This window comes from Intestinibacillus massiliensis (assembly GCF_900155735.1).
GTDB classification, from domain to species: Bacteria; Bacillota; Clostridia; order Oscillospirales; family Butyricicoccaceae; genus Intestinibacillus; species Intestinibacillus massiliensis.
This window is the reverse complement of sequence record NZ_LT707055.1, coordinates 24,395-31,498: the sequence shown is the minus strand read 5'-3', so window position 1 is coordinate 31,498 and position 7,104 is coordinate 24,395. Positions and strand designations below refer to the sequence as shown.

At 63.7% G+C, this 7,104-nt stretch carries 5 protein-coding genes; all 5 read right to left on the bottom strand.

Features of this window, described 5'->3' with window-relative positions:
* On the bottom strand, positions 1-338 hold a 338-nt coding region (locus CZ203_RS04700), incomplete at its 3' end, for a hydroxyethylthiazole kinase (protein WP_200809433.1).
* The gene (thiW, locus tag CZ203_RS04695; RefSeq protein WP_087065018.1) at positions 335-841 is read right to left on the bottom strand and encodes an energy coupling factor transporter S component ThiW; all 507 of its coding nucleotides are present in this window, start codon (positions 839-841) and stop codon (positions 335-337) included. The genes CZ203_RS04700 and thiW, both read right to left, overlap by 4 nt.
* Before the next feature lies 1 nt (position 842).
* Positions 843-1,637, bottom strand: a complete 795-nt coding sequence (gene thiD / locus CZ203_RS04690; protein ID WP_087065017.1) for a bifunctional hydroxymethylpyrimidine kinase/phosphomethylpyrimidine kinase — start codon at positions 1,635-1,637, stop codon at positions 843-845.
* 262 nt (positions 1,638-1,899) lie between these two features.
* Positions 1,900-2,781 carry a helix-turn-helix domain-containing protein gene (locus CZ203_RS04685; protein ID WP_087065016.1) on the bottom strand — a complete coding sequence of 294 codons (882 nt, stop codon included), beginning with the start codon at positions 2,779-2,781 and terminating at the stop codon, positions 1,900-1,902.
* A 380-nt stretch (positions 2,782-3,161) separates the two neighbouring features.
* Positions 3,162-6,719 carry an S-layer homology domain-containing protein gene (locus tag CZ203_RS04680; protein WP_087065015.1) on the bottom strand — a complete coding sequence of 1,186 codons (3,558 nt, stop codon included), beginning with the start codon at positions 6,717-6,719 and terminating at the stop codon, positions 3,162-3,164.
* Positions 6,720-7,104 lie beyond the last annotated feature (385 nt).

Genomic DNA, 7,104 nt, shown 5'->3' with positions numbered 1-7,104 from the left:
GTGCAGCGCACATCGTGCAGCAGCCGGCGGCCAAGCTCGCCGCGGAAGAACGAGGCGCCCGCCCCGACCGGGTCGAGCACGACCGGGTGGCCGCAGGCGTTTGCCTCCCGGCCGGCGCGCAGCATCGCCTCCTGCGCGTGCAGCGCGCCGAGGTTCAGCACCAGCGCGTCCGACCGCGACTGGATTTCCGCCGCCTCCCGCTCGTCCTGCGCCATGATCGGCGCGCCGCCGGCGGCAAGGATGACGTTTGCACAGTCGTTGACCGTGACGGGGTTCGTAATCGCGTGGACGGTCGGGCGCGCTTCCACCGCCCGCGCCCAGATGGCTTCCAGGTTCATCGCAGCCCCTCCCCGAGCCGCCCGAGCACGCCCGTGCGCTCCAGGGCGGACAGGACGAGGACCGAGACCGCGGCGCCGACCGCCGTCGAAACCAGGAACGGCACGACGAAGGCCAGCGGCGCGGCGGCCTTGCCGAGCAGCAGGTTGGCGACCGGCCAGGCGGCGACCGCGCCGAGCACGCCCGTGCCCAGCACCTCGCCGATATAGGCCAGGTACATCTTATGCCCCGCACGGTAGCACAGGCCGCACAGCAGCGCGCCGACCATCGAGCCCGGGAACGCCAGCAGCGTGCCCGTGCCGATCAGGTTGCGGATCAGCGAGGACAGGAACGCCATGCCGACCGCGTAGCCCGGCCCGAGCAGCACCCCGGCCAGTACGTTCACCATGTGCTGCACCGGCGCGCACTTGGCGGCGCCGATCGGCACGGAAAACGTGCCCCCGACGACCGCCACGGCGACCAGGATGCCCGCGAGCACCAGTTTTTTAATCGATTTGTGGTTCATTTCATCCCTCCTCCGGGAAAATACGGCAGAAGTGGTTGAGTGGCCCGTTGCCGTGCCCGATCGGCAGCGCATGGTCGATCGCGTCGGTTACATAGGCCTTCGCGCGCTCGACCGCCTCGGCCACGCCGTAGCCGAGCGCCAGGCCGGACGCGATCGCCGAGGACAGCGTGCAGCCAGTGCCGTGCGTATTGCGCGTGTCGACCTGGTGGGTCATCAGGCGCCGCGCGCCGCCCGCGTCGCAGAACACGTCGACCGCGCCGGGGATGCTGTTGCCGCCCTTGACCAGCACGGCCTTGCAGCCGAGCGCCAGGATTTCGCGCGCCGCGCGTTCCATATCGTCCACGGTGCGCACCGGCGCGCCCGTGATGCACTCGGCCTCGTGGATGTTGGGCGTGAGCACGTCCGCGAGCGGCAGCACGGATTCGATCAGCGCGCCGACCGAGGACGGGTCCATCAGCGCGTCGCCGTTCTTGGCGAACATCACCGGGTCGATGACCACGTTCGCCGGGCGGTACTGCCGCAGCTTGCCCGCGACCGCGCGCATGCAGGCCGGCGAGGACAGCATGCCCACCTTGACCGCGTCCGGGACGATGTCCTCGAACACCGCGTCGATCTGCTGCGCGATCATCTCCGGGCTGACGTCCTGGATACCGATGACGCGCGCGGTGTTCTCCGCCACGACCGATACCACGACGCTCATCCCGAACACGCCGTACGCGGACATGGTCTTGAGGTCGGCCTGTATCCCGGCGCCGCCGGAGCAGTCCGACCCCGCAATGGTTAGTACTTTCTTCATCCATTTCCTCCTTTTTGCCAATGAAGGCACGAAAAAAAGGGAACACCCCGTACGGAATGTTCCCTTGGTATCTCTGCATTTTTCACGGAACGCGGGCGTACCGCGCCGGAAAAAGCGGTTTCCCCCATCGCTTCCCTACGTTGGCATGATCCAAATCAGGTTCCGGGACCTATGGTCCCAAAGGTCGAGGGGCTCGCCCTCCTCTCAGCCCCCTTGCGGGGCTCCCTTGCGAAAAGTATCGTATCACGTTTGCCGCGCGCTGTCAAGCGCCGGACGCCCAGGTGCTTTCCTGCCGGTACCGTTTGGGCGGCAGCCCGACGACCCGGCTGAACACTGTGCTGAAATAGTTCGGGTTTGCGTAGCCGACCGCGGCCGCGACCTCCTCGACGCTGCGCTCCGTGGCCAGCAGCAGCGTCTGCGCCTCGCCCACGCGGCGGCGGATCAGGTATTTCATAGGGGAAATGCCGGTCTGCTCCTTAAACAGGCGGCAGGCATAGTACTGGCTGACGGCAAAACGGCGCGTGATGTCTTCAAGATGCAAATCCTCGGCAAAGTGCTCGTCCATATACGACTGCATCGCGGCCACCAGCGCATGGCGCGGCGGCGGGGGCGTTTCGGGCTGCTTTTCCGCCAGCTGCATGGCCAGCATTACGAGCGGCGCCGCGATATCCTGCGCGATCCGCCGGTCATACGGGTCGCCGGTCTTCAGCCTCTCATAGACCAGGCCGAACATCGCCCGCAGGATGTGGAACTGTGCGCCGGCCTGCACGACCGGGCGCCTGCCCGGCGCGATCAGCGCCCCCGGCGCAAGCCCCTCGGCATGCAGCCCGGAAAAGACGCAACACAGGGTGTGGCAGTCGGTGTTCGCGCGGGAATCGTCCTCGTGCATCACGCCGCTGTTGTGGAAAATAAGGTCGCCTGCGCCGGTGAGGTAGGTCTCGCCGCCGATCACCTGGCGGCCGTAGCCGTCCAGCACGAGCACGAGCTCCGCCTCCCCCTCATGGCGGTGCATCGTGCGCGTCAGCCGCCCGTGCGAGACCACCATTTCGCTGCACCGCACGATTTCCGGCACCCCGCCCGCGCGGAATACCGGCCGGCCGCCTTCCACCGGCGCCGCAATGGACAAATGTATCGGCCCTGTCATCCTGCTCCCCCCTGCCTGCGGGCAGAAATGCCCGCTTTTTCTTTTATTATAGGCCGCATCCCGTGCCCTTGTAAGGAAATCCTTGCGCTAAATCCGCCTTTTTCTCCGCTTAATTGCCATTTTCCAGCGCCTATTTTGGAAAACCTTGCGGCCTGCCGCAAAACGGGGAAAGGCCGCCCCGGGGGATGGGGCGGCCTAAGTAGAAATAGGAAATAAGAAATGAAAAAGATTCGTCGTTTTATCGACAGGTTTTAGTATACGGGGTTTCCGTGAAATAAGTGTGACCAGAAAATGAACAGTTTGAAAACTTCAAAAGCCCCCGTGCCGGGCGTCTGCCCGGCACGGGGCCCTGCAATACGGGACCGTAAAAAACCTGGGGGTTACGCGGCCTTTCCGGAAGCCTGCGCGAACTGCTGCATGAGCGCCGCGACCTCTGCGCGGACGGCCACGCCCTGCGGGTCGAACCGGTTGCCCGGCTTGCCGGAAATGACGCCCGTCCCGCGCATCTCATAGACCGCGTCCTTGGCGTAGGCCGAGATGCTGCCATCGTCGGCGAAGGCCGCCTTGTCGCCCTTGCCCGCCAGCTCCAGGCCGGATTTGCCGATGTAGCGCGCCAGGATCGCAGCCATCTGCTCGCGGGTAACCGGCGCCTCCGGGTCGAAGCGCCCGGGGTCGGTGCCCGTGACAATGCCGTTTTCCGAAGCCCACGCCACGTACGGGGCGTAGTATGCGTCCGCCGCAACGTCCGCGAAGGCCTTGGCCGCCGCCGCGCCGTCGCCCTTGGCGTCCGCCATGCGGCCGAGTACGGTGACGAACATGGCGCGGGTCATCGCGGCCTCCGGCTCGAACCGGGTCGCGCTTGCGCCGGTGAACAGGCCGCTTGATACGACATAGTCGATCGCGCCCTTCGCCCAGTGGTTTGCAACGTCGGTGAAGCCGGCCGCGTCGGCCTCGTCCGCCGTGCCGCTGTAGTCGTCAAAGTCCTTGGCATGGTTGCGGTAAACGTCGCCCGGCTGGTGGCCGGCCGCGCCTTCAAACGTGCCGCGCTCCCAGTCGGCCAGCGTGTTCCACACCTTGGTGTTGCCCGCCTCGAGCACGTACTCGTTCAGGACGGGCACGCTCGATTCGGTCTTGTTGAGGTCGGAGACGAAGGTGGTCTTGACGCGGACATATTTTGCGTTGTCCAGGCCGGTCAGCGCCGCCTTGTCCTGGCCGCTCGCCAGCTTGATTTCCTGCTCCTGCTTGACGGTCTTGCCGTCGTCGGAGGTCTGCACGGCCGCGGTCACGCCCGCCGCGCCCGCGAAGGACACGTCGTAAGACAGGCTGGAGGGCGCGGCAGACGCCTCGACCCACTCGGTCGTGTGCGTGCCTTCCTTAATAATGTTGTCGTCGCTGAACATCAGCCAGATCTTGAGGTCCTTTGCGTCCGCGCCCGCCGCGGTGGGGTTATTGCGCACCGCGTCGTTTTCCGCTGCGGAGACCTTGGTCGTATAGAAGCGCACCTGGGAGATCGCGCCCGGCAGCATCGTGTGGTACATGCCGCGGTTGCGCGCCGTCTGGATGGTGTTCTTGAAGCCCAGGCCGATATACATCGGCACGCCTTCCCAGTTCTTCACCGGGGCGGTAAACGGGGGCTTGTCGACGTGCGAGCTGTTGTAGCCGTTCTGGTACGCGTCGCCGCCGTTTTCAAAGTCAAAGGAACTGGTATACTGCATCCAGGTGTCCTTCTTGATGCCGGCCTCGTCCTGGCTGCCGTCGTTCCAGCTGAATTCGCCGTTGTCGTCCAGCAGGCACACGCCGTAGGTGACCTTGCCGGTCTCGCGCACGGCGATGCGGAACAGGTACGGGGTGCCCCAGCCCAGGCCGATGCCCTTGACCATCAGCGGGTTGTGGTCGGGGATCGCGCCCTTGCCGTCCAGGTCGACATAGGGTTCGGTCAGCTCGGAAACGCCGCCCTTGGTCGTGCCCGCGCTGGGCAGGTTCGCCCACACCATGCCGGTGCACGCGTCCTTGACCGTATAGCCGCCGTTGTCGGGGATTTCGATGTAGTCGCGCTTGCCGTCGAGCACCAGGGTCTGGTTGCCCTTGTCGTCGGTGCCGAACTCGGGCTGGCCGTGGATGTAGCCGTTGTTGCCGTTGCCGGACTTGTCCTTGACGATCGGCATGCCCTGGATCGAGCCTTCAATAAAGACGTCCTGCGGCGCGGCGTTGCCGATCGTGGCCTTGTATTCGCCCGCCTTGTCAAAGACGTGGACGAACTCCACGGTCTTGGTCTCGCCCGCGGCCAGGTCGTACTGCTTGCTTGCAATCGGCTTGCCGTCCAGCATGAATTCCGCCGCGGCGGTGCCGGCCTCGTTGCCGATATTCGTCACGTCGGCCTTAATATACAGCTTGTTACTGTTGAGGTCGCTCGTCTCGCCGTCGCCCAGGCGGGTGCGCAGGTTGGTGTAATCGAAGGTCGCGTTGCGGAACTTGACGTTGACGTTCGCGGCCTTGTCCGCAAGCTTGACGGTGTGCGCGCCCAGGGACTCCATGCGCAGCGTGCCGGTCAGCGTGGTAGAGGCGCCGGGGTCAAGGGTCTTGACCTCGCCGTCGAACTTGTAGAGGTAGCGCGCCTTGCCGTTGTCCATAACCGGCAGCACGGCCGCCGCGATGCCCTTGCCGTTGTTCGTGACCTTGGCGGAAACCGTGATATCGCCGTTATAAAGCACTTCGGCCGGGGTGATCGAAATATCGGAATAGCCCAGCACCTGCTTGTCCTTGGCGATCACGGTGGTTGCGGCCAGCTTGGACTCCTTGCCCTCGCCTTCCGCGCCGAACACGTCGACGGTCAGGGTGTCCTTGCCGCCCGTGATATGGAAGTAGTCGCCCTTCTTATTATAGGTACGCGCGTCCTGGTGCGTCAGGTAGACGGTGCCCGCGCCGACCGCCGGGTTGTCGGAAACCGCGCGCGCATAGCTGTGCGTGTGGCCGGACAGCAGCAGGTCGACGCCCGCCGGCTCGATCACGTCCGGGATATAGCGCTTGGTGTACGCGTCGGAAACCGGGTGGTGCATCGTGATGATGCGGAAATCTGCGTTTTTCGCCGCGTCCGAAGCCAGGTCCTTCTTGAGCCAGGCCATCGCGTCCTCGATGGTTTTGACCGTGGCGGCGTCAGCCTTGTTGCCGGTCGCCTCTGAATTCATCTGGAACAGGCCCCACGGGTTGCTGTTCATCAGCGTGATGTGCAGGCCGCCGTAGTTGAAGGAGCTGTCGCCCTCGACCTCCGCGCCGTATTCCTTGTCCTGCACGCTGTAAATGTAGGTATTGTAGTAGATGCCGCCCTGGTCGTGGTTGCCGCTCGAATACACGACCGGGTAGGAATGGATAAAGTCGTCTTCGCTTTTGGCTTGCAGGAAAAAGCTGAACTGCTCGGCCTGCGCGCCGGTGCCCTCGACAATATCGCCGCAGTGGATGAGGAACGCCGGGTCGTTGGCCTTGACCGCCGCGTCCAGTTCGGCGCGCGTGGCAAACGCGTGCGAGTCGGAAATCGACATCAGGTTGATGCTTTCCGGGTTTTCCTCCAGCGTCTTGAAGCTCGCCTTGCAGGTTTCGCCGCCCGCGAGCTTGACCTCATAATAGTACCGGGTGCCCGGCTGCAGGTTTTCCATCTTGTAGTGGAAAAGCTGCATCTTCGCGCCCTGGAAATCCGGCGCGTCCGCGTCTGCGGCTACCGGGACCGGGTCGCAAAGCGCATCTGCCGCGGTGCCGTAGGCGATGGTGGCGTCCGTTTTCTGCGTGCTCTCCCAAGTGACGACCATGCTGTCCGTCTTGGGTGCGAGCAGGTAGGGGCCGTTTTTAAACTGCGCGCCCTCCGCCGCAAAGGCCGCGGGCATGCAGGTCAGCAGCATGACCACCGCTAGCAGCCAGGAAACCATCCTTTTTGCTGTCCTTTTCATCCTTTTCTCCCTTCTTATCGTCCAAATCCCTTTTGTTTTGCACGCCGCAGCCGCCGCATTTTTGGAATATTATTCATTTCCGAACAGGATTCCCGGTCCGCCGGAGGAGGCTGCCCAAAAATGCGGCTTGCTGCGGTTATCGTGAATATATCTCAAATCATAGCGTCCTATCGCGCAAAAAACAAGGCGGTTTTGCCAAATAATTATTTTTCATAACTTCTTCACAATATCGAATAATATTTCTTATGCAAAGCGACTACGAAATTTTATATTCATTTTGATCGAATAATATTCCGCGTCATCGAACCCGCCAAACGGGGGCCGGCAAGCTCCTGGCCGCGCAAAAAGGCGGGGCTTGCCAGCCCCGCCTTTTTGCAGCGTATCC

Excerpts from the sequence above, each read along its gene's own strand:
- thiW (WP_087065018.1), bottom strand. The coding sequence starts at position 841 with ATGAACCACAAATCGATTAAAAAACTGGTGCTCGCGGGCATCCTGGTC.
- thiD (WP_087065017.1), bottom strand. The coding sequence starts at position 1,637 with ATGAAGAAAGTACTAACCATTGCGGGGTCGGACTGCTCCGGCGGCGCC.
- CZ203_RS04685 (WP_087065016.1), bottom strand. The coding sequence starts at position 2,781 with ATGACAGGGCCGATACATTTGTCCATTGCGGCGCCGGTGGAAGGCGGC.
- CZ203_RS04680 (WP_087065015.1), bottom strand. The coding sequence starts at position 6,719 with ATGAAAAGGACAGCAAAAAGGATGGTTTCCTGGCTGCTAGCGGTGGTC.